At 54.5% G+C, this 22,906-nt stretch carries 23 protein-coding genes; 11 read left to right on the forward strand and 12 right to left on the reverse strand.

What is annotated here, in order from left to right:
- Window positions 1–52 precede the first annotated feature (52 nt).
- Complete coding sequence (locus tag AB4Y71_RS15910) at window positions 53–571, forward strand: hypothetical protein (protein ID WP_441685886.1); 519 nt, start codon at window positions 53–55, stop codon at window positions 569–571.
- Window positions 571–1,770, forward strand: coding sequence for a M23 family metallopeptidase (locus tag AB4Y71_RS15915; RefSeq protein WP_441721892.1), 1,200 nt, complete (start codon window positions 571–573; stop codon window positions 1,768–1,770). The genes AB4Y71_RS15910 and AB4Y71_RS15915 overlap by 1 nt, the downstream gene beginning before the upstream one ends.
- On the opposite strand, the gene AB4Y71_RS15920 is transcribed toward AB4Y71_RS15915, so the two are convergent.
- The 3 genes from AB4Y71_RS15920 to AB4Y71_RS15930 form a co-directional block, all read right to left on the reverse strand.
- Window positions 1,754–2,488 carry a hypothetical protein gene (locus tag AB4Y71_RS15920; RefSeq protein WP_441721894.1) on the reverse strand — a complete coding sequence of 245 codons (735 nt, stop codon included), beginning with the start codon at window positions 2,486–2,488 and terminating at the stop codon, window positions 1,754–1,756. The two genes, AB4Y71_RS15915 and AB4Y71_RS15920, sit on opposite strands and share 17 nt — an antisense overlap.
- 5 nt (window positions 2,489–2,493) lie before the next feature.
- Window positions 2,494–3,186, reverse strand: a complete 693-nt coding sequence (locus tag AB4Y71_RS15925; RefSeq protein ID WP_441721897.1) for a hypothetical protein — start codon at window positions 3,184–3,186, stop codon at window positions 2,494–2,496.
- Between the two features lie 279 nt (window positions 3,187–3,465).
- A complete protein-coding gene (locus AB4Y71_RS15930) occupies window positions 3,466–3,630 on the reverse strand; it encodes a hypothetical protein (RefSeq protein WP_441721900.1) in 165 nt (54 codons plus the stop codon).
- 37 nt (window positions 3,631–3,667) lie between these two features.
- On the opposite strand from AB4Y71_RS15930, the gene AB4Y71_RS15935 reads away from it, so the two are divergent.
- The 3 genes from AB4Y71_RS15935 (at window position 3,668) to AB4Y71_RS15945 (ending at window position 7,194) form a co-directional block, all read left to right on the forward strand.
- Window positions 3,668–4,255 (forward strand): helicase associated domain-containing protein, encoded by a 588-nt coding sequence (locus AB4Y71_RS15935; protein WP_441721903.1) that lies wholly within the window; start codon window positions 3,668–3,670, stop codon window positions 4,253–4,255.
- A 114-nt stretch (window positions 4,256–4,369) separates the two neighbouring features.
- The gene (locus AB4Y71_RS15940; RefSeq protein WP_441721906.1) at window positions 4,370–6,325 is read left to right on the forward strand and encodes an SIR2 family protein; all 1,956 of its coding nucleotides are present in this window, start codon (window positions 4,370–4,372) and stop codon (window positions 6,323–6,325) included.
- Window positions 6,326–6,912: 587 nt separating this feature from the next.
- Window positions 6,913–7,194 (forward strand): hypothetical protein, encoded by a 282-nt coding sequence (locus AB4Y71_RS15945; protein WP_441721908.1) that lies wholly within the window; start codon window positions 6,913–6,915, stop codon window positions 7,192–7,194.
- A 446-nt stretch (window positions 7,195–7,640) separates the two neighbouring features.
- On the opposite strand, the gene AB4Y71_RS15950 is transcribed toward AB4Y71_RS15945, so the two are convergent.
- The 9 genes from AB4Y71_RS15950 to AB4Y71_RS15990 all read right to left on the reverse strand — a co-directional run bounded on the left by AB4Y71_RS15950 (window position 7,641) and on the right by AB4Y71_RS15990 (window position 18,358).
- A complete protein-coding gene (locus AB4Y71_RS15950) occupies window positions 7,641–8,471 on the reverse strand; it encodes a GNAT family N-acetyltransferase (protein ID WP_441721910.1) in 831 nt (276 codons plus the stop codon).
- Window positions 8,472–8,659: 188 nt separating this feature from the next.
- Complete coding sequence (locus AB4Y71_RS15955; RefSeq protein WP_441721913.1) at window positions 8,660–9,778, reverse strand: cytochrome P450; 1,119 nt, start codon at window positions 9,776–9,778, stop codon at window positions 8,660–8,662.
- Window positions 9,775–11,037 carry an MFS transporter gene (locus AB4Y71_RS15960; protein WP_441721916.1) on the reverse strand — a complete coding sequence of 421 codons (1,263 nt, stop codon included), beginning with the start codon at window positions 11,035–11,037 and terminating at the stop codon, window positions 9,775–9,777. The genes AB4Y71_RS15955 and AB4Y71_RS15960 overlap by 4 nt, the downstream gene beginning before the upstream one ends.
- Window positions 11,038–11,574: 537 nt before the next feature.
- On the reverse strand, window positions 11,575–12,381 hold the full coding sequence (locus tag AB4Y71_RS15965) for a hypothetical protein (RefSeq protein ID WP_441721919.1): 807 nt from the start codon (window positions 12,379–12,381) through the stop codon (window positions 11,575–11,577).
- 1,520 nt (window positions 12,382–13,901) lie between these two features.
- The gene (locus AB4Y71_RS15970) at window positions 13,902–14,918 is read right to left on the reverse strand and encodes a hypothetical protein (RefSeq protein WP_441721922.1); all 1,017 of its coding nucleotides are present in this window, start codon (window positions 14,916–14,918) and stop codon (window positions 13,902–13,904) included.
- A gap of 83 nt (window positions 14,919–15,001) precedes the next feature.
- Window positions 15,002–16,045, reverse strand: a complete 1,044-nt coding sequence (locus AB4Y71_RS15975) for an ImmA/IrrE family metallo-endopeptidase (RefSeq protein WP_441721924.1) — start codon at window positions 16,043–16,045, stop codon at window positions 15,002–15,004.
- Window positions 16,046–16,050: 5 nt separating this feature from the next.
- Window positions 16,051–17,007 (reverse strand): hypothetical protein, encoded by a 957-nt coding sequence (locus AB4Y71_RS15980; RefSeq protein WP_441721927.1) that lies wholly within the window; start codon window positions 17,005–17,007, stop codon window positions 16,051–16,053.
- On the reverse strand, window positions 17,004–18,020 hold the full coding sequence (locus AB4Y71_RS15985) for a hypothetical protein (RefSeq protein WP_441721930.1): 1,017 nt from the start codon (window positions 18,018–18,020) through the stop codon (window positions 17,004–17,006). The genes AB4Y71_RS15980 and AB4Y71_RS15985 overlap by 4 nt, the downstream gene beginning before the upstream one ends.
- 182 nt (window positions 18,021–18,202) lie before the next feature.
- A complete protein-coding gene (locus tag AB4Y71_RS15990; protein ID WP_441721933.1) occupies window positions 18,203–18,358 on the reverse strand; it encodes a hypothetical protein in 156 nt (51 codons plus the stop codon).
- Window positions 18,359–18,488: 130 nt separating this feature from the next.
- On the opposite strand from AB4Y71_RS15990, the gene AB4Y71_RS15995 reads away from it, so the two are divergent.
- The 6 genes from AB4Y71_RS15995 to AB4Y71_RS16020 all read left to right on the forward strand — a co-directional run bounded on the left by AB4Y71_RS15995 (window position 18,489) and on the right by AB4Y71_RS16020 (window position 22,651).
- On the forward strand, window positions 18,489–18,629 hold the full coding sequence (locus tag AB4Y71_RS15995) for a hypothetical protein (protein WP_441721935.1): 141 nt from the start codon (window positions 18,489–18,491) through the stop codon (window positions 18,627–18,629).
- 418 nt (window positions 18,630–19,047) lie between these two features.
- On the forward strand, window positions 19,048–19,278 hold the full coding sequence (locus AB4Y71_RS16000; protein ID WP_441721938.1) for a hypothetical protein: 231 nt from the start codon (window positions 19,048–19,050) through the stop codon (window positions 19,276–19,278).
- 149 nt (window positions 19,279–19,427) lie between these two features.
- Window positions 19,428–20,864 (forward strand): hypothetical protein, encoded by a 1,437-nt coding sequence (locus tag AB4Y71_RS16005; protein WP_441721941.1) that lies wholly within the window; start codon window positions 19,428–19,430, stop codon window positions 20,862–20,864.
- A gap of 172 nt (window positions 20,865–21,036) precedes the next feature.
- On the forward strand, window positions 21,037–21,324 hold the full coding sequence (locus AB4Y71_RS16010) for a hypothetical protein (RefSeq protein ID WP_417367960.1): 288 nt from the start codon (window positions 21,037–21,039) through the stop codon (window positions 21,322–21,324).
- 500 nt (window positions 21,325–21,824) lie between these two features.
- The gene (locus AB4Y71_RS16015; RefSeq protein WP_102599347.1) at window positions 21,825–22,418 is read left to right on the forward strand and encodes a ParA family protein; all 594 of its coding nucleotides are present in this window, start codon (window positions 21,825–21,827) and stop codon (window positions 22,416–22,418) included.
- Complete coding sequence (locus tag AB4Y71_RS16020; RefSeq protein ID WP_102599348.1) at window positions 22,415–22,651, forward strand: toxin-antitoxin system HicB family antitoxin; 237 nt, start codon at window positions 22,415–22,417, stop codon at window positions 22,649–22,651. The genes AB4Y71_RS16015 and AB4Y71_RS16020 overlap by 4 nt, the downstream gene beginning before the upstream one ends.
- Window positions 22,652–22,906 lie beyond the last annotated feature (255 nt).

The following is a 22,906-nucleotide window of genomic DNA, read 5'->3' on the forward strand; positions in this document are numbered from 1 at the left end:
TAGTATTGAAAATATAAGCTTCAACACTAAACAATACTCAACAGAGGTTGCCATGAACCAGGGAATGCACCGCACCACGCACCACGCTAGGGAACACTCTCGCCGCCGTGCCGCCACGGCAGGGCTCGCTCTGGCCTTAGCCAGTGCGCTGCTTGCTAGCTGCGCGCCAGCCGACCCAGAAGACACGCCGGGGGATGAGAACGGGATCATGCACGACATCCACGCCTCACCGGAACAATCAGCCATCGAAAAATGGAGCCCCCAGATCGCCCAAGAAGCCAGCGACGTCGCCACCAACGCCGCGACAGCCTACGCCCGCCCCGACCTGGAACAGTCCCAATGGTTTACCGGGCTGCGGCCCTACCTTTCGGACGACGCGCAACGCACCTTCCAGAACGTCTCGAACCTGAACATCACCGCCACCAAAGTCACCAGCACCGAAGACCCGGTCAAAGGACGGTCACCTGCGATCGCCACCGTCACCGTGAATACCAACACCGGCTCCCTGGACTTCCTGCTGAGCCGGGCTGATGGTGAATGGGTCGTCGAAAAGATCACCAGCACCAAGTAATGCGACGCTTCAGACTCATCAAAATCCTCGCCATCACCCTGATGATCTTCTTCGGCGGCATTTTCCTCTCTCTGACCATCCTCGGACCACGAGACGCCACGGATCCCCGGACTATGGACTGCAACCCGAACAGCAGCATCGGGGACAACATCAACGTCACCCACCTGCCAACCACCCCAGTCGGCAGCTACACCGAGAAACAACTGGCCAACGCCGCGATTATCATCAACGAAGCTAGCACCGCAGACCTGCCCCAACGCGCGGCCATCATCGGACTGATGACCTCCATCCAGGAAAGCAGCCTAACCATCCTGGCCAACGACGGGAGCTGGGAGTACCCGAAAGGTACCCGCATCATGACCAAAAACGAATGGGAACAAGCCAAAGAGGTGGCCGTGGCTTCCTTGGATGAACCGCATGAAGGCGTCGGGCACGCTTGGGATGCCATGGGCACCTTCCAGCAACGGCCCAGCGCCGGCTGGGGCACCGTCAAACAGATCATGAACCCCACCTATGCGGCCGCGACCTTCTTCGACCGCCTCCAGAACATCGACGGGTGGGAAGAGCTGCCCTACGAGCAAGCCGCCGAAGCCGTCCAAGCCTCCGGCCTGCCTGATAACTACGCACAACGCAGGGACGACGCGGAACTGATTTATGCAGCCCTGCAAGGCACAGAAGTCACCGTCACCGACCAAGACGAACCCCACGCCACATGCGATAACAGAACCGAAACCCGCAACCCGAAAAAGATAAACATCCCAAACAACGATTCGGAGTGGGTTTTCCCCTTGGAAACGTTGACGAAGATCTGGCACAACTACGGCGAATCCCGCGGCCCCTACCCGCACGCCGGCGAAGACTTCGCCGCCCCGGAAGACACCCCGATCTACGCTGCAGCCGCAGGACAAGTCATCCGCGCCAGTTGTGATGACCTCGTCGTCGGACGCTCACCATGCCAGATCGAAATCGACCACGGCACCCACGACGGCACCCAAATCACGACACTCTATGTCCACATGTATCCGGACGATCTGATCGCGCACGTCGGCGACGAAGTTGAAGCAGGAGAGCAGATCGCCCAGGTGGGTACCAACGGCAACTCCACCGGCTTTCACCTGCACTTCGAAGTATGGCGCGACGGGCAAATCACGAACCCGATGGAACTGCTCGAGCAGCAAGGCGTCACGATGCCCGGATGAACTCCCGTCGCTGCTGCCTCCGGCACAGCACCGCATCCACCAGGCCCAACGTCATGCCCGCCAGGACACTGAGAATCGCAGGATAGATGAACAGATCAGTGATCCAGCCCAGTTGCCGGTTCGCCAGCTCGGCCAGATGCCCCAGCGGGGCCGCGATGACCAGGCCGAAGCCGAAGCCCATGAGCTTCTTGGAGTAGTAAGGAATCCTGGACACCGATTCGGTAGCTGCCCGCATCAGCGGGGCCACCAGGAACGAGGAAACAATCGCCGGGTAGATATAGAGCGCGAGTTTATATAAGACCACCAGCGGGTTATCCCTGAACGCATTCAACCCAACGTCAGAATAGGAACTGCCACTGAACACGAATAGGACACCCATCAGGGCGGCAGAAGCCGGCAACGCGACAGTGGAGAGTTTCAGGATCTTGCTGGCGATCTCGGGACGGTTGATGCCATGGGAAATCTGTATGCCGCCACAGAAGAACACCAGCGCAATACCAATATGGGATACGAGGTTCGCAAAATTATGGGATCCAGCCAAGGAATCAACGAACGCATAGACCGGCTCAACAGCCAAAGACAAGACGAGGGCCATGCCTAAATGGGTGAGCCACAACCAGAGATTACCGATCCCTTGGATCAGGCGAGGAAGACGTGCGATGAGGGCTGCGAGGAAACTGGTGGCAAAGATTGCAGACACCCAGCTCGAAAACGCCACATTATTCATCCTAAATGACGGTCGAAAGACTCTCGGTCGCGTTCCTGCTTGCCGACCTGCTGCAAACGTTGCTCAGTGCAACTGAGCAACTTTCCGACTGGAATCGTATTGACCCACGTCGCACGGCATTCTTCAGCCCATCCAGCTTCTTTCCCGGTGAGCACTTCAGAGACGACTAGAGCCGACACGCCCGGCCACCCAGCATGCTCACAGACAGTGAGGGCTACGTCTTCACGCAATCGGGTGCGCAGCATCTTCCACAGCGTTGACTGATTCACGCCGAGCTCGTCAGCAATCCGGGCACGCAATGCTCCGTCGTTGGCGAGGTTAAACCAGTACAGCGCTGCCAGCTCATAGCTCTCAGGCCCGAGTTGGGTTTCGGTTATTGGTTGGTTTTCCAGGCGTTCTGCACTCGCGCGGAACAGCCCTGGAGAGGAAATGAATCCAGGCATTTCACTGTCGGCAGGGGACGAGGGAACAAGATCAGTGAAGACCTCGAACCTGGTGAGCTGAGTCAGCGGATCCAAGCCTAGGCCGCGGGAGATGGCAGCGATCGTCGCTGGCGCGACGTTGCCTCGAGCGAGCTGTTGCTTGACCCGCAACCGAGGCAGATCAGCGAGGGTAGCAAGGCGCACGGAACCGGTGCCTGGAGAAACGTCATCCAGCCACGCTTGAACTTCATTGCGTCCTAGCTTCACTTACCGCTCATTCACTCACACCACAGCAACATTTCCACACCGAGACCATGCTCGGTGCTTTTGCCAACCTGTCTTAATTTATCGTGCCCGAAGTGCCTTTGAGCCCAGTTTAGAGGTGGGGACAAGACACAATTCGGCCACAAAACACCGATTCATCCGAAATTCAGCCCCCTGCCCGGTTGTGGCACGTGTGCTCACCGACTGGAGGCGCTCAACGAATATGCTCGTGAGATAGCCGAACAATCGAGGAGCCCCGGCATGAAGAACAAAGGGTAGCTGCTAGCGGGATTGCCGGTAGCGCTGCTGCGCAGGGGAGAACGCAGCACGAGAATCTGGGGACAGCGCGTGTGCAGCGCGCTCGAACCAGCGGTTTCCGAGCTTCGGCAGAGTCGGTGTCGCAGTACTCTTCAAATAGAGAGTGGTGTGCAGTAGCTTGGTGTGCATGGTCGGTTGGGACGTCTCGAGGCACCCGGAATGGGACATGATGTTTACCGCCGGCCTCACAGCGCGCGAAATCGCCGACCGATGCAAACAGAACATCGCCACCGTGCACCTGCACCTGAAAAACCGCGAAAAATACGACCCCGACTTCTTCGCCAAACATACGGCAGCGCTAGAAGCCCGCGGCCCGTACCGCATCACTACGAAATGGCGGAGGCGTGTGAAAGAGGCACAAGATTTCTATGCAATGCATGGGCGTCTCCCACGCAGTACCAGCAAGCCGGCAGAGCGGTCGCTGGCTGAATGGGTCGCTGAGCAACGCCGTCTCTTCGAGAGAAACGAACTGCCACAAGCAAAAATCGTTCTACTTGAACCACTCCCAAATTGGAACGTCAGCGCACGTGCGCGAGAACGTGAAATGCAGTGGAAAAAGAAACTCGCACTCTTCATCGCTTTTGTAGATGCTGAACAGCGCATGCCCAGATACAGGTCCTACGCCACAGAAGAAGAGCATGCCCTGGGAGTATGGCTTCATAACCAGCATCAACGACGCACCGAAAACCGGCTCGAGCTATGGAAGTTGGAGGCGCTCAACGAAGCGAATCCGGGATGGTGTAGCAGAGGATAGAAAGCGTCGACAGCTGGACCAGCTGTCGTTGCGATGGTTGCACCGTGGAGAAGCATCTTGGCGTGTAAAGCTATTGTGGGGAAAACGATTAGCAAAGGAAGTATGCTGCAGTTGATGGATACCAATAATCTAGATGAGCTTTTAGGACTTGCGTTCTCACTGGGGTCAACGCCTGGTTCCTATGCCTTCGTTCTTGGGGCTGGTATTTCAATTCCCAGCGGAGTGCCCTCGGCGTGGGGTGTTCAAAATGAGCTGCTTCGTCGCGTGGCGCAATTAAAGAATGTAATGCCTGACGACCATTTCACCTGGTACGAAGAGTCTTTCAACAAAGTTCCTACCTACGAAGATCTGCTGGAACATGTTGCGCCTACCCCTCATGACAGGCAAAGCATCCTCAGAGGATTTTTCGAACCTAACGATGAGGAAAAAGAACAAGGGTTAAAAACACCTACTGCGGCTCACCGTTCAATCGCCCAGTTAGTCTCAGCCGGTGCCGCAAGCGTGATTCTCACCTTAAATTTCGACAGGCTGATGGAAACTGCGCTTCGTGATGAAGGAATCGAGCCAGTGGTAATCAGCCATCCTTCCGATATCCAAGGATTAGCACCACTGCATACGCTCAAAGCACTGGTAATCCATCTCCACGGCGATTATTTGAACCCTACCGCAATGCTTAACACGCGCTCAGAGCTAGAAACGTACACGGTAGATACTGAAGATCTACTAAATAGGATCCTATTTGATTACGGTCTCATCTTTGTTGGCTGGTCAGCCACATATGACACAGCACTAAGGCGAGCAATTGGATCCAACTTGCGTCGAATCTATCAGCCGTACTGGATTGAGCCTGGAAACCTCAGCACTGTAGCTCAAGAACTACGGACACAAATAGATGCGTATCAAATAGTTGCCGATGCAAATACAGCTCTTGGCTGGCTAAGCGAAGGAGTTAAGTCACTTGTTGAACGGAAATCTAGAAATCCTTTAACTGTGGCCGCTGCTGTTTCAATAGCAAAACGCAACCTAGCCGGCAATAATACTGCGATCAGTTTGCATGACTTAATCAAGAACGAGATAGATCTATTACATGCTCAAGATGATCTAGTTGCCAGCCCTTCTGGACAAGAATCTGAGGATGGCGGTCATGCTGGGATGGTCGCCAGGCTTGAAGAAGCTACGAAAGTACTATCAAGCCTGGTTGCAACTGCAGCCTACTGGGGAAACAACTCTACAGATAGGTGGTGGTTTGAAGAGATTACGCGACTAGCAATCAGAAGCAGGGGTAGTGGAGCCACGAGTGTTCTTCGCTTACCGCAAGTTTGTGCCGTGCAACTTTTCTATGCAGCCGGAATCGCAGCAGTGGCCAGCGGAAGAACTGACGTAGCTCAGAAGCTTCTGAACACTATGACCTCCGACGCCTACAGAGGTTCCCTGCCCTTGAGTCAGGTGCTGAGTCCAGAGTACGTTTTCGAGCAAGCCAATGCAGCAAAGAATCTTTACACGCATCTCAAACCTCTGTTTGTTCAACATCTGAATATTGGATCCGCTAAGTATGAAGAGGCATGGGAGTCATTTGAGTTTCTTCGCTTAGTCGAAGCTACGAATTCACAGCCACAGGCAACCGAGGCAATCGAACGGGTCAAGCACACCAGGAGCCTTGTTTGGCCTGCAGAAGAGGAACTGTCGGAGGCAAGAGGCACGAACGATATAAATCGCGTTGAAGATGCTGAAGAATCATTGCGTCGTGCAAGGAATAACTTCCGGACGAGAGTTATCGAAGGTAGCGGAATGGTACCGGCAGGTGCTCCATATGCTTATGTCGAGTATGCACCCGATGGACAAGGTCACATTTCTGTCTTTGGCAAGAAGCTAATTGAGCAAGTGGAGTATCAAAAAGAACATCACCCGTACATTGAATCCGGTTTTTGTCGTGGCGACGTAGATTCTCTCATAGCTGTTACTGAGATAGTTTCTCGTCGTATCGGCGATATCGGAAAGCAAATAGCGTATAGCAGCATGAGAAGCCGAGGTGGCGCCGTTCCGAACTACTTCAGAATTGGTGACCTCTAGCAAGCCTTGCCAACAGGAAAAGTCTGCATCGGCTCCAACGGTGTCAAAACTTCACCTGAGAGCCAAATAGAGAGAAGGGGAACCTTGAACGATCCGATACTTACCCGGGTTGCGTTCCTTCGCATCCCCCTGTCTATCACATTCAAAACCCAGATGCGGCGGTCCCGATGACACCCGAAAACTGGATATCGGTCGTTGCCATCGCCATACGAGCACTGGCCGGCTTCTGGCGTTGGAGAGCAGTAAGTAAGCTGGCGTTCACTCACCAAGAATGAGAGCAGCTTTCGGAGAGTGTCGTCGAGGATTTGTTCGACATGGCTCCAGATGCTGGGCAGATTGTCCCAATTCATGTGGATTATTGGCAAGGGGAATTCACTGAGCGACAGTGGATTTACCTCTGTCGTTGGATGCAAGGGCGTGGACTTGTTTATACTCCCGATGGCTGGGGGTGGCTGGCAATCATCCTTGACACTCCGCCTTCTGGGTTGGCATTAACACCGATGGGTCTGACAATGAATGGGCGACGTCAACCAAATATCTCGATCGGCAATGACAATGGGCCTATTAATATTGGAGGACAGCAAATCATGTTCTCCGATGTGACCCTGAGCGGGCATGATCTTCATTCGCTCATTGAGGCGCTTCTGGATGACGCGCATACCCTACCTGGACCAGTCGCTTCATCCGCTCGTATGGCCGCGGAATCCCTTCAGGATGCTGCCGACGGACGACTGCAGGAATCGTCACCGGAGGTCACAGGAGCATTGGCATGGGTCCGTGAGCGCGCCTCGGTAGCTGTTGGCAGCGCTGGTGGATCCGCGATGTGGGCCGGAACTGTAGCGATGGCCAGGGCGTTTGGGTGGGTCTAGTGACTTCGTCTTTGTGTTTACTGGTTCTCTCTATCTAAGAAAACAAAGAAAATTTAACTTCAGCTTTTGACACTTTTGCACGTGATGAGCTTACTCGGTTTGAAAGCCGATAATGTACGTTATGTTAAGTGAAGGCTTTTTATTGTCAGATCATGCAAACTCACGGCCCGTTACCCTTTTAGTAGATCCTCAACCCGCCTCCCGGGGTGGGCAATAGGGCTTGCTGGCCTGGCGGTTCCCGGCATGATTTTCGATGAAGTATCACGCAATGGAGCCTTGGGGATCTTTGAGTAACTCGTAGTGCCTAGGGTGCAACACAGAATGAATGCTCCCCCGGCAGGTCCGAAAATTTCGGGTAATTTCTGAACTCACGAGCCCTCGTGAGGTTGCCGTGCGATTGGGTGCGTTTACAACAGCGGAGGCATGTAATGTACTCGTACCGCTCATCAGTCCGAGAGACTCTTCGCAAATGACGTATAAAGATGCGAAACCTTACTAAACCCTAGGGATCTGTGTAGAGCAAGTGAGGGAGCATTAGTGTCCATGACGTCTGATTGTAAGGTTCTTCCGGCAAATTCCTTTGAAGCGGACTGAATCAGTGAAGCACCAATTCCTTGTCCTCTATACCCCGGAGCCACAGCGATTGCGGCTATGCGTACGGACTCTTCATCGACGACAAATAGGCCAATTCCGGCGTATCCCCCTTGGGCTGAACGATAGCCAATAGCAGTCCCGAAAGATGACCCAATCATGGAGGTTAGCCGTGCGTAGTCGATACTGTCGGCTAGAGGATCATCCACAATGCATAAGTTGTAGGCTTTCAGCCCGTCTTCCAGCTGAATTGGATCTACCATGTCGGATGCTGAGGAACAATCGTGCGTTCCTGCGGCTAGCTCATATCGATGGACTTGGTTTACCTTGTTGTAATGGGCCTTGCATGCTTGCTGAAGAGACTTTGCGTGGGATGGGATATTGCGGCGTAGTGCTGTGATGCCGAGTTCTTGGGCTAGATCTTTGGCCAAAAGGAGAGCAACTCGCTCTGCTTCGAATTCGTGACCTGAAATGGCTTCGCTGTAGAAGACGGAGGCAAGGACAAAAGAATCTCCGTTTTTTGCGCTTGCACGGGCCATATAGGCAGGATTCGATGGGTCGTCTTGCCATTGTCTGCGTTGGTGAACCGATTCGACGTCTTCAATTAGCATGCCAAGCACAGTTGGGGGAAGCCCCGCGGCTTGTGGAGAAGATTCCAGGAACGAAATCTGTTGCGCTCTGTCCATGTCTGGCTTTCCACTAGCTGTCGATCAATATGGTGCGGGCTGGGTTGGAGGCTAGCTCCAACCCAGCCCATAGGCTTAGAACAGCCAATCCTGGTACTTACGTGCCACCATCTTGGAAATAAGACGCTTCATTTTACACCTCCCTCTACTAGGTCTCGTCACGTTTCATCCTCTTTGCATTAGAGGAGTCATCCTCGCTCAGTTAGAGCAAAGTCTTGAGGCCCATATAAAGGGCCAACACGAAACCGGCCCCGCGGCCTGGATACTTGCAAATCTGTCTTCAATAGTTCTGCCGTTGCGGTGAGAAAAGATGTACCTAGGGCGCCACCAACACAGGCTCGACGCCCGACACCAAAGGGGAAGAATGCTGATGATGTATGGTCAGCCTCAGTCCATCGACTAGGTTTGAATTCAAGTGGGGCTTCCCAGTACGTGGGGTCCGTATGTATGTAACCAACGGGTACCAGAACCTGCATTTGAGGCAAAAGTTCTATGCCACCGATTTGCCCCTCCCGAACCACTGTCCTTCCGTGGTTCCATGCAGGTGGCCTCAGTCGAAGAACTTCCATCGAGATATACATGGGGTCAGTAGTATTCAAAACTCCCTGATTTAAGGGCCCACCGGCGCGAGCCTCATATGCCATCCAGGCTGCAGAAAAACCAGGTGGCGCGGAGACAGACATGAGACCTGCGGCTATGAGCATGGCAGTTTCCCGAGGAGTTCGGTCTGCCGGAGCACCTTGTAGCAGAGTGTGAGCTAGAGTTCCCGGTTCATCCCAGCATGTCTCCATCTGTTCAAGGCGACGGAAGAAAGATTCGTTTAGTCGAAGGCGGTTTCGACGCCGATATTGAAACTTGTGGCGGTCAACTCCGGCGATTACGAATTCAGCTGCGTCCTTCGCGAGTTGGTCGTAATGCCGGCCGATAACGGAGGAGCCGAAAACGTTGAGTGCAGCGATGATGAAGCTCGCTGGGGCGGGCCAAGACCGCGAGGCTTTCAGAATTTCGTTTTTTAAGCGATCGGAATCTATCTGTGGTGCCAGCTCTGATGACAATGCACGAAACTGACTCCTGGAGGGTTTCACCTTCTTGAAATCAGTACCCAAAAGGGCTCTGTCTTCGAAAATATCTGGACGGAAGGCCAGAACATCACGTGCTATATCCGCATCGGTGCAGACCAGAGTGGTGCCTTCCAAGAAGAGCTTTGGTGAAGAGTGGAGGACCTTTCGGAAAGAACCAATGGACCGCGGTTCAGGCCGGATTTGTCTTAGTTTTTCACCCGTCAGGATCGTAGTCATCGCAATCATTTTCCGTTCTCAGATGTCAAAATCGGGGCGAGTTTACGTGCCACTCGAAGACTCGGGGTTAGCCAAACCCCAAGGCCCAGTGCACCTAGCAAGCATCCCCAAATCATCAACAGAGTCGCGGGATGGATGGATTGACCAAGCGGTCCAAGGATGAGCGGGGCGACCAATAGCGGAATGCTCTGGGCTAGGGTCATGAGCGACTGCATCCGACCGATAAATTGCCGTGGAGCTGCCCCGACAAAAAGTGGTCCAAGATGGGTGCTAAAGAGCGATGCGCCAACACCCCCACTGGCTGCTATGACCGCAACAGCGACGAATGAAGTAGTTGTTGTCAACAGCATGGCCGAAGCGCCGAGGAGGACTATACCTGCAGATATGGCGATTCCTGGGCGGGGAAGACTGCCTCTCCAGATCACAAGGGCTGCGACAGCGACCATGCCACACGCGTATGCCGCTGAAACAGATCCTGCTAGTTTTCCGTCCCACCCCATAGATCGGCTAAGCAGAGGCAGGAAGAACGAGGTAATCGGCGGCATTAAGAGCATAAAGAGTGCGGTTAGCACCAACGTTGTTCGTAATAGTGGGATACCCATCATCGTCTGCCACCCTTCTTTCAAGGATTTGAAGAAGGGGGAAGAAGCACGCTGGGCGGCTGGAACATCACGAGTCCAGGCTTTGCTACCCACCAGCAACATGGCCATTACGAAATATCCTGCCGCAGCGACTGCAGCACCGGCCGGCACTCCGATGCCGGTGGCTAACAGACCACCAAGAACTGGGGAGAGCACTGCCGCGCCTTGGTTTACAAGTTGCTGCCCGGCCATCGCTCGGGGTAAGCGGTTCTGTGGGACCAGTATCTTGGGGACCGACCCCGAGGCAGGTATGTAGAAGCCTTCAGCGAGCCCCATCAGGCCAGCAAGGAGCAGCCATAGCCACAAGGATGAGTTCTGCCACGTCAAAACTGCGAAGACTATGCAGATAATTAGCATGCCTGCATCAGCGGTCAGCATGGTTTTGAATGATCCGCGGCGGTCAATGATCACTCCAGCAAAGAGTGAAAATACTATGCGGGGTAAGGAGTTTGCCAGCAGAATCATTGCAGCTGCAAGTGCGCCATTTTCTGTGGCTATCCACACGAGACAAAATGCCAAAGCGCGTGATGCCGTGAGTGATACAGCGAGCGTCGAGAGCCAAGCCCAGTAGAATCCGGAGACTCCCTGATCGGTTTCTAGACCGACGCCCTTGTATTCCGTGCTCAAAGCTATACGGCTCCATTTTCTAATTTTTGTCGACTGTAGTGAGCGACCCGCGTGTGATGCCTCAGACTATATACACATTTAATTGCGAAAACACCCCTTGACATTTTTCGGTCATTTGGTACTTATGGGATGGAAGCTCGTTGGGCGACTAAATTTGAGTATTTTCTTCGAAAACTCCGAAATGTGAATGACAGAAGGTTACGTGTGACTAGAAACTTGTCGGTCATCTGCGTAAGTAGTTTTGGTTTAGCAAGGACATTTTTCCCAAAAATTGATTTGGGCTTGAGAAATAACGTCGCGAAGAAAAGCGGGTACCGAGGAGCAGAATCATTCGGGATCGTTTCGCTGGTTTTCTGGAATAACATACATAGCCGATTCCGTTTTCTAATTGGCGCCACAGACAGAATGGCGAGCCGTGCACATCTAGCCGTTATGACTCCTGAAAACTTTTTGAAACCGGCTACCCAGGTTCTGGCTCATTCGGATCCATTCTCAGTACGTCCATCTACCGCAATGTATATGCAAAGGCCGATGGCCTCATGCACCGGCGTCAATCGTCCACACCGCGGTCTCTGCAATCCGGGTTGTCTGGTTAGCCGCACCATCAGCTGCTCCCATACGGCGAATCTGGCCCTCAGAAGCCCATAGGATCGGGAGATCTGAACGGTTCTTCAACTCCCGCAATTGAACAAGCTGCTCAGGGGTTGGGAGGAGCTCTAAGATGTCAGCGATCAAGATTTCTTGGCTGTTTGCCCATGGGCTGAATTTCATTGGACGGTAGAGACGTTCAATTCGGTCATACTTTACGTATCGGAAGGGCTCTGCGGAAAGGATGCCTGTAGCGATGAGTTCTTCATAGAACTCACGCCAGCCGTCTGTCTCACGTCCGCTCTCCGCCTCGAACCACCGTACGAATTGAACTAGTTTCTTACCCGGAACACGTACCCGCAGATCGCCGTTGCTCACTGCGTCCGGAGTCAACAGATTATCGTCTAGAATTTTCATGCTGTTACGGCTGCCCAATGACGACTGATGTGCTTTATAGACACCCCCGACCGGTTGAAAATGGTCGAACCGCCGACCCTTCACGAGCAGGTATTCATTGTCAACCTGAATACGATAAAGGTACGAAGCGGAGATACGGACACGGCTCCGCCAAGTGCGGATTGAGTACCCAACGATGGTCAAAAACCGAAATTGGACTATCAAGGTATCCACCAGCGGAATTGCGAAGCTAATCATCAAACCGCTGGATACAGCGAAGGCGCCGCTGTCTTGATCGACTGCGAACATCACGACAGCCGAAACCAGCAATCCGATAAGATAGACCAGAATACGGGCCACCGAAAACTCCTAAGACATGTGCTTGGCGATTAACGCTGCGGCGCAAATGCGCTATTCCTAATGCAGGACGATCCGCGTTTGCATCTGCCCAGGTACGATTCTACCGAGTGTTTGCCTTCTGACACCGAGATAAGATCCCTATCAGGCGGGGCCATAGGGCTTCCTGATAGCGGTGTTCTGTGTTGTTGAATTGGTAGTGCTTGCCTTTGATGATGCTTGTCTCGCGAAAGAATACGGTTCGCGTTAGTTGCCTCATTGGAGAGCTGTCACCAACGGATTCGCTGATAAGACCAAGGCTGAAACGGGATGATGATCTTGTAGATCACAATATTCGATGTCGCAGAGAGCTAGACGGTCTCAACAATGTGTTTGAATTCTGTTTCCTCGCGTGAATATTTACCGGGACTTTCTATGAGATTTCAAGAGCACGGTGTATGAATCTATGCAGCGGTTAATCTTCTGCGATCGAAAAATTGGATATTTTTCAAGAAGTCCTGATCATGAACGGTCTTCGAAGTCAACCTTCACACCACCAAGGTGATAACTACTTCGTCCCCGAAGGAGCCAGCTTGTTCAGATGCTTCTCAACGGCCTTGGTATACGCGGTTTCACAGGGCCTTAAGTCACCGAGGTCAACTAGTGATGTTGGGATGGCCATCTCGGCGTCTTCCGTGATCGTGCTTGCTTGCCATGCTTCTGTCATGGCAACGCCGGCGGAGGCCCTCACCTGCCGTATTAGTGCGGCATACGCCTCGCCGACTGATTCGGATTCGGCTTGCGTCTAAGCAAGAAAGTAGCTGACTCGTTCTTGTGTTTGGCGAACCAGCTCTGAAATTCTCACCCGTTCCTCCCCCGGCTTTTCGGCATTTCGGCGACGTGTGACGTACGGATATTCCTTATAGGCAGCAAATGCTTCGGCAAATACTGTGCGCACCCGGGAGCGTTCTTCCTCTCGGCTCTTCCTGCGCGCGAGGATGATGTTGAAAGTTCCGGTTAATAGGGCCGCGAATACTGCGCTCGTCAATAGAACTGCGGGCGTGATTGTGCTCAACATTGAGAGCGTGGCGTTCGTTCGTCGTCTATTGCACTAGTAGTGGGGTGTCCGACTTCATCGCCAGGCCAGTCTCCAGTTTGGCGGTACCACTGTTCTTTGATGAGATGCGCGGCGATATGTCCCAGCAGGACAGACGGTCCGTCCGCAGGTCGCCATCGTGCATCTGTCGGGTCGTACGGATACCACATGCACAAACTCGAATCGCTGTATCTGTGTGGAGATTCTGTGGGGCCATCGGTGAATACGCGAGGCACACCGGGGGAACCCGGCGAGAAATGAATTTCGATCTTGCGCTCCGGGACCCCTGTGGGGGTAATTCGTGTTGATAAAGCGAATCCGCCTCGGTATGCACGACGCGGTCGAATGACCTTAACTCCAGGGTTATCCATTCCGAACTCGTACAGGAACCTGATGCGTTGGGCAGGGGCCGCGAACCATGGGGAATGACGCAGGCCTTTGCGGGATCTCACCGTGAACCACCGAAAGCTCTCGTCGGAGGGACTGTCGCACTTACGGTGCTTAGGCCCAGTGCTGTTGTCGTCATCGGGGTTTTTGCCCACAAAGTATCTGCGGCTGCCGCAAGACTGGCTGACGCTGGAATTTCGATGTATTTCCAGAAAATCTTCGCTAGGGATGCCCGTACTGCTTGGTCATCGCCTTCGTTGGCCAACGACTCGGCGATCGCGTCCGCTGCTTTGCGAAGCCGGGGGCGAACCTTGTCAATTGGCAGCAATAGTTTGAGGTTGGCAGATACTCCGACAGGATCAGGTGTGGAGCGTCCAGCCTCGAGGCGGGAAGCTGCTCCTTCGAACAATGCGTGGAGGCCAGCAGGGACACCCATGCCGGGTTCCATGAATTCGTGTGCCCAGACGGACAGCATGAACGATGAGACACCAGGGACCGTGAACTGCTTGTTCCACGCTTTGGCCAACCGGATCACCTTGCGGCGCATGGAACGGTGAGATGTTGCGCCGGAATTGAGGAGGAGAACATGCGCCTCGGGGTCCGAAGGTTCCCAAGTGTCTTTGGCAAGGTTCGGAATCCACAGACCTTCCCCTTCCTTTCTGGTCAGTGCAACTACCAGGTCGACTGTCGGGTTCTGATCGTTGACAGGCGCAGCGAACGTGACCATTGGCCCACGCTTGGAGGTGTTGATCTTCGCTTTAGGGTATGCCTCGCGGATAATGGGCCCAATGAACTTACAAAGGTCTTCGACAACGTTCTGGGGTGACTCGTTGCCGCCGTCTGGGCCGAGCCGTGGATAGTACCGACGGTCCAGCACTAGTCCTCCGTCACCGTCCGTGACCGGTCCATTCATCGTATGAACTGCAAGGGAACCGCTCGAGTAGGTCCGAAGCGCTCCGTGGTAGGAAATTCCCGCGCTCTTTACCAAATTCAGCCGAGCGCGAGCTTCGGTCAGTGCCTCATAATCGGCGTCGATATCTACCCGGATTTCTGCCAAAATATCTGCTGTGGTTCCCATCAGGGCCCTCCGCCTTTCCTAAAGAGCCGGGTCCTTCCCGTCTCAACCATGGCTGACGGGACAACGTAGAATTCGTCCGACTGTTAGTCAGCGCAGTCCCGGCATACCTCGTTGCCGCAGGAAAATTGCGCCGGGTGCTTGAGAACGAAACACTCTGTGCAGGACCGTTCGGCAGCTCTCGTACAAGCACAATGGCCGTTGTCGCAGCGGGGCTCTTCGCAGGATGCGCATCGGCTCTTGATCATGAAATTGCTTCCGCATGTTTCACAGTCCTGCCACCTGCTCGTTTTTGACACCATCGCAGTGCCTTCACGAGGAGGGGAGAACGATTTCCACGAGGCACTGTACTCGACCATTACCGCAACCAGATAACCTTCACACCAAGTGATTTGACCATAAAGCTGGTTCGAGGTGCGCCCCGTCGAATAGCTTATGCGCGCATTATCCCGGGTGATGGCATGAGTATCTAGAGATCCAACCATAGCTGCGGCAACGAGTACATTGCTTGACTGGTCGGATCCTTTCGCTGGCGGGTAGGTAGTTCCTCGCGCGGCAGCGAAGCTGACAATGCCTTCTGGGCTGAACACGGCAATGACACCCGGGGTCCTAAGCTCAGACGCCAGCCGGACACAGATTGCCGCACGTGAAGCCTTGGATTTTTGGTAGAGATTTAAGACGCTATTGGCGTCAGGACCCGAACTTGGCATCGACTGACGCACAAGCTCCGGCGGCATGAGTATGCGAGCGGCAAAGGCATCGCAAGCAGCATCTTCAAATGCTTCGGATTCATCGCACTCCATCAGGAAGCTGCCGAGTTCCATGTCGTTGCTTTGAATGTGGTGCCCGAGCTCGTGTAAAAGAGTGAATCGTTGGCGACGCCGCGACATCGATTGGCTCACTACTAGCGTGGGAGGATTGGTCTGCCATAGGTATCCTCCAGCAACGGAACAACCTCGCCTTGCGTCCGACGGCACATCCTTTTCTTCCGGAACCAGAGCTATTCGAAGCTGATCCCAGGACTCGATTTCGGCGAAAACATTCGACGCGAGACGCACACTGGCGCCAGGATGCCAACGCTCGAGGGCTGTCAGCATTCCCTCGACCTGTGTAGCAGTATTTTCGAACAACCTGGTCACAATTTTTCCTTAGCATCCGGGCTAATGCTTTGGTAGCCGAGTGCGATCGTCCTCAGACGCTGGTGCCACACGTCTTGCCCCTGGCCGCTCTGGCGTGCTGCCAGGGCGAAAGCCTGACGGGCAATTCTAAGCTGTGGTAGCACTTCATCGGACTCATCGGGTTTCATCTCTGAAATGACGAGGTGCCTCCAGCGTGGCTGCTCGATTTCCAGCAGCAGTTCGGTTGGTAGCGGCTCGGCAGTTGCCATGATTGCCGCAGGCGTGGAACCGATGAATGCCGCGAGTCTTTCAGCTTCGCTCGGGGTGAGATTGTGTGATCCGCGAACAATATCCATGGCTTGGCGTTGGGGAATTGCTAACGCGTCCACTACCTGCCTTAACGTGAAGGGGGTTTTCTGTGGCGATTTCTGTGTTCTTTCTACAGATGGCAGAGGTTTCAGTCCTTCTGCCCAATCTTCCAATAAGTCCTCAAGCTCAGCACGTTTTTCTGCACTGGGGGATGATTCGGATCGATTGGTTCCCGCTCTGAAACCAGTGGACGGCGAGGTAATTCTCTGTCGAAGATCGTTCCATGAGAAGTCCGCTGTAACGCGGCCAAGGGGACGTTCAAGGGCGCGTATCGGCACATCTTGTGCAAGCCCAATCCAGACAGTCAGCGGTAGACCGAGTCCGGAAGCTTCCGCTGCCAGAACCACCGAATCCTTGTCCTCCAAGCCAGGCTCGATCGTTACCGGGGCTGTTCGAACGGTTCTTGGTGTGGAAGGTTCATTCAAGGTGAGGAGTAGGACACTCTTTCCCTCCCATCGTGCCCACCAAAGGAAGTCACTATGGACTTGATACTGGGAAGAATCAATATCCGGAGTTGCAGCGGCTGCGGATCGCAAAAGCGGTGGTGTGGTGGTGATCTTCGCTAGCTCAAGTAAACGGTTTGCTGCGCTGGGTGATTTATTCATAGGTTTAGTCCTCCACCCTGTGTTGACGGGACAAACCCCGTGTTGTCCATCGCCACCCCGGTTTCCGGATGATATGAGAGGTTGCATAGTCCGATAATCCTTCGGAGAATTTCTCGGCTATTTGAATCGTTTCCAGCAATTTCGATCAGGCGCGACTTGAAACGTGAGATGCGGAGCGAAGCAGAACTGCGCTGGAGACCAAGCAGTTTCATGGCTTCTTTGAGATCATCCAGAACAAGCACGAGTTCTTTCTCCTCCTGCGTGAGTTGCCTGAAGGCGACTTCGGCCAGCAAACCAAAATTTTCATCTTCGTCTTCTTGCATCAATTCAGTCAAAGGTGACGGATTCGGATCCGCAACCGACTCTATCGATGTGTTTTCGCCTTCGTCAGGGTAAATGGTATGTGGGTCTAGAACGTGGGGAAAACGATTCGCGACGACTGCTACAAGAGTGCTGATGTGTAAACTGCCCCGTGCCGAGACTAAGAGCTCTTCCAGAAGATTTTCTAACTCACCGGTTTTCCCCAGCTGCGCGCGTCGTTTTCCTCCCGGCGGCTCCGGATAATAGGTAACTTGGACCCGACGGGCGACTGCACTGAGTGCGCTGACGTCATCGGCGCCTGCCTCTGCAGGTTCTCCAGTCCGAAACCAGAAATGTTGAACGGGAGAGCGCTGGAACCTCAGGTCGCGGTCGAGTCTCTTCTCGAGCCTGTCACGCAAGGCTCCCATTGCTGTTTCGGCGTTTTGGTCCACCAGCCAATTGCGCAGCCAGCGCCGAAACATGCGTCCTAGAGCTTCATCGTCTGCCGCTTCCAAACTGACTGCCGTTGTAAGAGCCAAGCCACGCGCAAGAAAGAAACCTTGAGCATAGTCATCAGATTCGGTTGCCCTGTCTGCGGTTAATGCTGGAAATCTTCGCAGTTCCTCTTTCGTGAGCTTTAGAAGAAGGCCGATGGCTTGAGGCCCGAAATAACCAAGAGACTGTAGCTCATCGACAACGTCTGTCTTCCCCATGCATGCCATGGTGCGTCCCCCCCCATTCCCACCTAGATCATAACAATTTGAAATCATCTAACGTGCACTTCACAACTGCTTATCGTTGAATATAGAACTATTTCCCTACTAGTACCTAACTTGCGATCTAAAGCCTCCGATAGACGATGTGATACACCAGGGCTCCAGGCGATGCCAAATAATTAGGTGATTTCAGCGGACGTGTACTGGGACAACGGTGGAGGGAGACGAGATGTTTTTTCCTGGGCGAATTGCTTCTCGCGGAGCTTGTCCTTGGCGTTTTGCATGCCTTCGCGGGTGTGGGCACGGATGAGGTCGGATTCGAATCCGGCGACCATGGCCAGGACGTTGCAGAGGAGCTTGCAGACGGGGCCGGTGGGGTCATGGAAAGGACCCGCCAAGGCTGAGCTTGATGTTGCGCTTGGTGAAGTCCTCGACCGTGCCGCGTGAGTCGGGTAGGGAACGGTCGTGCTTGGTGACCACGGCGTCGCCGGCGCGGCAGGCAGCGAGGGCTTGGCTCAGTCCGGGGCGTTAGCGGTTGAGTCCAGTGAGGCCGTGGTCAACGTCGACCAAATCAACAAGGACGCCCAGGATCTTGACTCCCGCTAATTAGGAGGAGAGGTCCTGTTGGTTAGTGGAGACGCAGGCGTACCCACCCGGGTGCGGTGACATTTTCGAGCAACGGAGACAATGCAAGAGAACCAACGAAAGTTCTCCCTGACATCTTCCCTCCAAGCTCCGAAAGATGACGTGCGGCTCTCACCATTGCCCGACACTGAAAAAGTTTCCGAAGGGCATTTCACTTCTCGCGACCCTTATCCACGCTCCAGGACCGACGCAGGGATGTCCTTAGCGTGAATTTCTGTATCGCTGTTTCTGAGAGCCTGTCCCTGACAGCGACACATGCTGATGATCCTGGGGTTTCTCCTCCGGCTAAAGCGCTGATGGGAGGAAAGCAGTGGATCTTTAATAGATTAAGCCGTGTCGCATACCTCTTAATAACAGCGCTATCCAATATTGTGGTTGTATGAGTTCACCACGCCGCCCCAAAGGGTCAATGAAGGACCCCATCCCGTTGGGATGGCGCGTCGAGCGCGAAAATAGGGACAAGTTCACCGAACTAGCGGCGAAAGCCGGAATTTCTGGTGCAGCCCTTTTCGACATGATGGTTGAAACTCTAGAACTTGATGACCGGGGACTTCCAGCATGGCTTCCTCGCGATGATTCGAAAGGTCAGTTACCTATCGATAAGCCTTAAACAGAAAAGCCCGCGCAATGCGCGGGCCTAAGATTCTGAATCCGATCTGTCCTACTCGCCAAAGTGCTCAGATCGAGATTTACCACGAAGCTTCCGGTTACCAGCCGGACGCTCCCCTTCCTTTACCCTCCAAAGAGAAAAGGACTTATGTGTCTATAGTAGCGTCTCCGCGCGCCCAATCAAGCACCAGCAGCCAAGAAACGCCGCAAATCGAAGCGATCCACGCCACGAACCCGCGTTGGTGCACCCGCCCCACCGACGGCCGAGTGGCAGCAATCCTGGCTCACACGGCCAAAGGCCATCGCCCATTCGTCAAGGCAGAAACCCCCGAAGGGTTCACCGCCAAGGGCAAGACGCAGTTCAATGCGGCCAGAGAAGCCATGGCCGCCCAGCACGCTCACACCGCTGCTCCGGTACGCATCCGGCGTGTTTCACGCGCCCAGGAAACCTCCAACCGAGCCATAGCCTGGGCCATCCCCCATGGCAGCAAGAAGATCGACCACACCGCCCAAGCATGGCGCGCAACCCGATCCCTGGACGAGCTACTGGCACGCCGTGCCGACTGCAAACGAAACATCCTCGCCGTGCTCTGGGTACTGCTTCGCTACACCAACCACACCACCATGACGGTGCGCATCACCTGGGCCACCATCGCCACCAAAGCACGCGTCAGCCGCGCCACCGTAGGAAACGCCCTCAAATTCCTACGAACCCACGGCATCCTCGGCATCGTCGCCTCCGGCCGCAGCGCACAATACGCCGCCAAAGCCGGCCAACCAGCCACCAACGAAGCCCCCGTCTACGTCATCTGCCGCCCCATCGGACTTGGCCTGCGCCCCCAAGACACACCAGACACCACCACAACCCGCCCAACCCACCAAACCCCCAACAACACAGCCTGTGGAAATAACTTAGAACCCCTCCCCGTAGGGGGGTTAACCACTTACGAAGTAAGTTCCTACACGCGCACGCGCGAAGAAAACACTCACAATGAGCCGCTACGCGGCACTGAAAAACTTTTTGGGCACGGCTCCGCCGCGCAAACTCACCAAGCCGATCATCGACTAGTCGAACTGTGGCCAGCTCACAGAACGATCAGCTCTAGAGGACAGGGGCTATCGGCTACCGCTGAAATCTTGCGTCGGATGCCAGATTTTGCCCGTTTTTCCAAGAAAAACGTGCTCAACATGTTCAAACCCTTCTTCTCCACCGGATGGACAATCTCAGATATCCAACACGCCCTCGAATGGCGAACCACACCAGGCCTGCACGGCAAGGAAGCCTGGGGAGCACTACCCCAGCACAACCGTGAAACCCAGTCCTACATCGACTACTGCCGGATCTTGCGCGCAGCGATCCTGCACCGCATGAACCAATGGCGCACCGCCTCCGGAGAAATCATGCTCAGCCGATCCCAGCGAGCAGCAGCAGCCAGCAACCACGCACGCGCCGCCGCCCGAGCCGCAACCGAACGCCGCGCCAAACAAGCCGCGCAGCGCCCGCAACTGCGCAGCACCGCTTCCCGCGGCGCCGCAGCCGCACGCGCAGCCCTGGCTGCCGCACGCCGAACCGGGGCATGTTCCTAGCCTCCTGCCCACATGGGCACGAAAAAAGCCCTCTCGCTCCGCTGCTTTTTCGCACACATGATGGACAGCAGGAACCAAACGACCGACCGCACACAAGCCACACGTTTAGTACTCGAGTTAACACACGACACGCGAGCATGACATGTGCACGGATCTCTAGAAAGCAGCACTCATGGCACCAAACCCAGAACAAGCAACGCACCATCTAACCCAGGCGCGCGCCGCAATAATCTTTGGACTTATCTATCTGGTATTTCTTTTCGTCACGCCAGGACGTGACGGCTGGATCTACACCAGCGCCGCAGGAACAATCCTCGTGATGGGCGCGGCAGCGCGCGGCCACTACAGATTTAGCCAAGAAAACCAACCACAAACAACAGAATTACGTTGGTTGTATGCAGCAGTCCTGCTCGGATTCTTAGTAGCTTTTGCCGCCGCGATAGGTCGAAATGTCACCTAGACCTAACGAATCTAGGACACCTCGCGCACAGACCAGGAACCAAGGCGTGGATGCTCCACCAGCTCCCAGGTCAAAATATCCGACCTCGGATTAGCCCCTAGCCTCACCTGTACCAGCCATACGGCATAGTCGATTCTGTCGGCAGCTCCCTTCCTGACCTTGAAGGTCAGGTCTTCCCACCAGGCGACCCGCTCAAAATGACAGGTTGGCTCCACCACCACCTGCCAGACACGGCCGCCCCGCCGAATCTTCCACGGCGCACCGGCCGGCGTAAAAACACGTCCACAAGTTCCTCAGGCATAACGAGCCTAGGCTACTCCCCCGCTCCGTCAGATAAACTCAAGCCCATAAAGGAATTTTGCTAGCTATTTTGAAAAATAGTTTGCGTGAATGCTAGCAAACTAGTAATCTTATGCTTAGGTAGAAAACTTGCAAGATAGCTTGCGATTTTACGATATTGCATGCAAAATAACTTGCGTGCAAATGATTAGGAGGCGAATGTGGCAACAACCATTGCACTCGTGCAAACCAAAGGCGGCGTAGGCAAGACGACCAGCGCCATCTATCTCGCCTGTGCACTCATTGTCCTGGGCTTCACTGTCGAGCTCTGGGATACCGACATGCAGGGTTCTGCCACTGAATGGGCTGAAGACGCTCAGGAGGCTGGAACTCCGCTGCCATTCCCGGTCGAGATTGTGAACATCGCTAAACTGAAGCGGCTTGCTGGCAAGAGCACCACGGATTTCGTCATCATCGACACTCCCCCAGGAGATCCGGCGACTATCGATGCCGCAATCAAGATTGCTGATGTGGTCATCATGCCAACAGAGCCAGCAGTCATGGATCTACGGCGACTGGTCGCCACGAACGCGAACTTGCCGGCCGACACCGCGCGGATTGCCCTTTTCACCAAGGTCAACGAACAAACGGTCGCACTCCGGGATAGCTTGGAATTCCTGGAAGACAGCGACCTGGCCCTGTTCGACACCCGAATCAAGCACCGCCAGGCATTCAAGACTATTCCAGGCGAAATTCCCACCGACCTGATGGGCTATGAAGAAGTGGCCAAGGAACTAATGGAGGCACTGTCATGAGCAGCCTTAAAGACAAGATGAAGCCAGCTGCGAAAACTTCAACCGAGAAGACTGCCTCGGTGAGCGAGAGCTTCAGGACCCCAGAATCAAATGAGCCGGAGATGAAGCCGCTCAACGTGCGGATACCAAAAGAGCTGCATACTCAGATCAAGCTCTACGCTGCGGCTAATGACATCAAGCAGCAGGTTCTCGTGGCACAAGCTCTCCAAGAATTCCTCGAGAAGCGTGCTTAAGCCGCCCGTGAGACAATAGATTCACTTCCTTTCCTTGGAAGCAAACCGAACCCGACCGCCTTCCTATGCGGTCGGGTTCGCCTTTTGGTGCCCGAAACCTGGTACCGGTTTTCCTTGCCCCGATGCCCGATTGTTGCACGTCTGAAAGCCCAGTCAAGGGCGCTGCGCGTCGCTACGCGATGGGCTAGCGCCCACCCCTGACAGAACTTTCAGGCGTGCATTTTGGCATGTATCGGAACAAGGGAAACCCATGCA

This window comes from Glutamicibacter sp. MCAF14, assembly GCF_052114325.1.
GTDB lineage: Bacteria > Actinomycetota > Actinomycetes > Actinomycetales > Micrococcaceae > Glutamicibacter > Glutamicibacter arilaitensis.

Bases quoted from the DNA above. Each gene is read 5' to 3' on its own strand.
- AB4Y71_RS15915 (WP_441721892.1), top strand. From the start codon at position 571: ATGCGACGCTTCAGACTCATCAAAATCCTCGCCATCACCCTGATGATC.
- AB4Y71_RS15945 (WP_441721908.1), top strand. From the start codon at position 6,913: ATGTTCTCCGATGTGACCCTGAGCGGGCATGATCTTCATTCGCTCATT.
- AB4Y71_RS15955 (WP_441721913.1), bottom strand. From the start codon at position 9,778: ATGATTGCGATGACTACGATCCTGACGGGTGAAAAACTAAGACAAATC.
- AB4Y71_RS15930 (WP_441721900.1), bottom strand. From the start codon at position 3,630: ATGCACACCAAGCTACTGCACACCACTCTCTATTTGAAGAGTACTGCG.
- AB4Y71_RS15990 (WP_441721933.1), bottom strand. From the start codon at position 18,358: ATGGTCGCCGGATTCGAATCCGACCTCATCCGTGCCCACACCCGCGAA.
- AB4Y71_RS15910 (WP_441685886.1), top strand. From the start codon at position 53: ATGAACCAGGGAATGCACCGCACCACGCACCACGCTAGGGAACACTCT.
- AB4Y71_RS15980 (WP_441721927.1), bottom strand. From the start codon at position 17,007: ATGAATAAATCACCCAGCGCAGCAAACCGTTTACTTGAGCTAGCGAAG.
- AB4Y71_RS15940 (WP_441721906.1), top strand. From the start codon at position 4,370: ATGGATACCAATAATCTAGATGAGCTTTTAGGACTTGCGTTCTCACTG.
- AB4Y71_RS16010 (WP_417367960.1), top strand. From the start codon at position 21,037: ATGGCACCAAACCCAGAACAAGCAACGCACCATCTAACCCAGGCGCGC.
- AB4Y71_RS15950 (WP_441721910.1), bottom strand. From the start codon at position 8,471: ATGGACAGAGCGCAACAGATTTCGTTCCTGGAATCTTCTCCACAAGCC.
- AB4Y71_RS15935 (WP_441721903.1), top strand. From the start codon at position 3,668: ATGATGTTTACCGCCGGCCTCACAGCGCGCGAAATCGCCGACCGATGC.
- AB4Y71_RS15970 (WP_441721922.1), bottom strand. From the start codon at position 14,918: ATGGGAACCACAGCAGATATTTTGGCAGAAATCCGGGTAGATATCGAC.
- AB4Y71_RS15985 (WP_441721930.1), bottom strand. From the start codon at position 18,020: ATGGGGAAGACAGACGTTGTCGATGAGCTACAGTCTCTTGGTTATTTC.
- AB4Y71_RS16000 (WP_441721938.1), top strand. From the start codon at position 19,048: ATGAGTTCACCACGCCGCCCCAAAGGGTCAATGAAGGACCCCATCCCG.
- AB4Y71_RS16020 (WP_102599348.1), top strand. From the start codon at position 22,415: ATGAGCAGCCTTAAAGACAAGATGAAGCCAGCTGCGAAAACTTCAACC.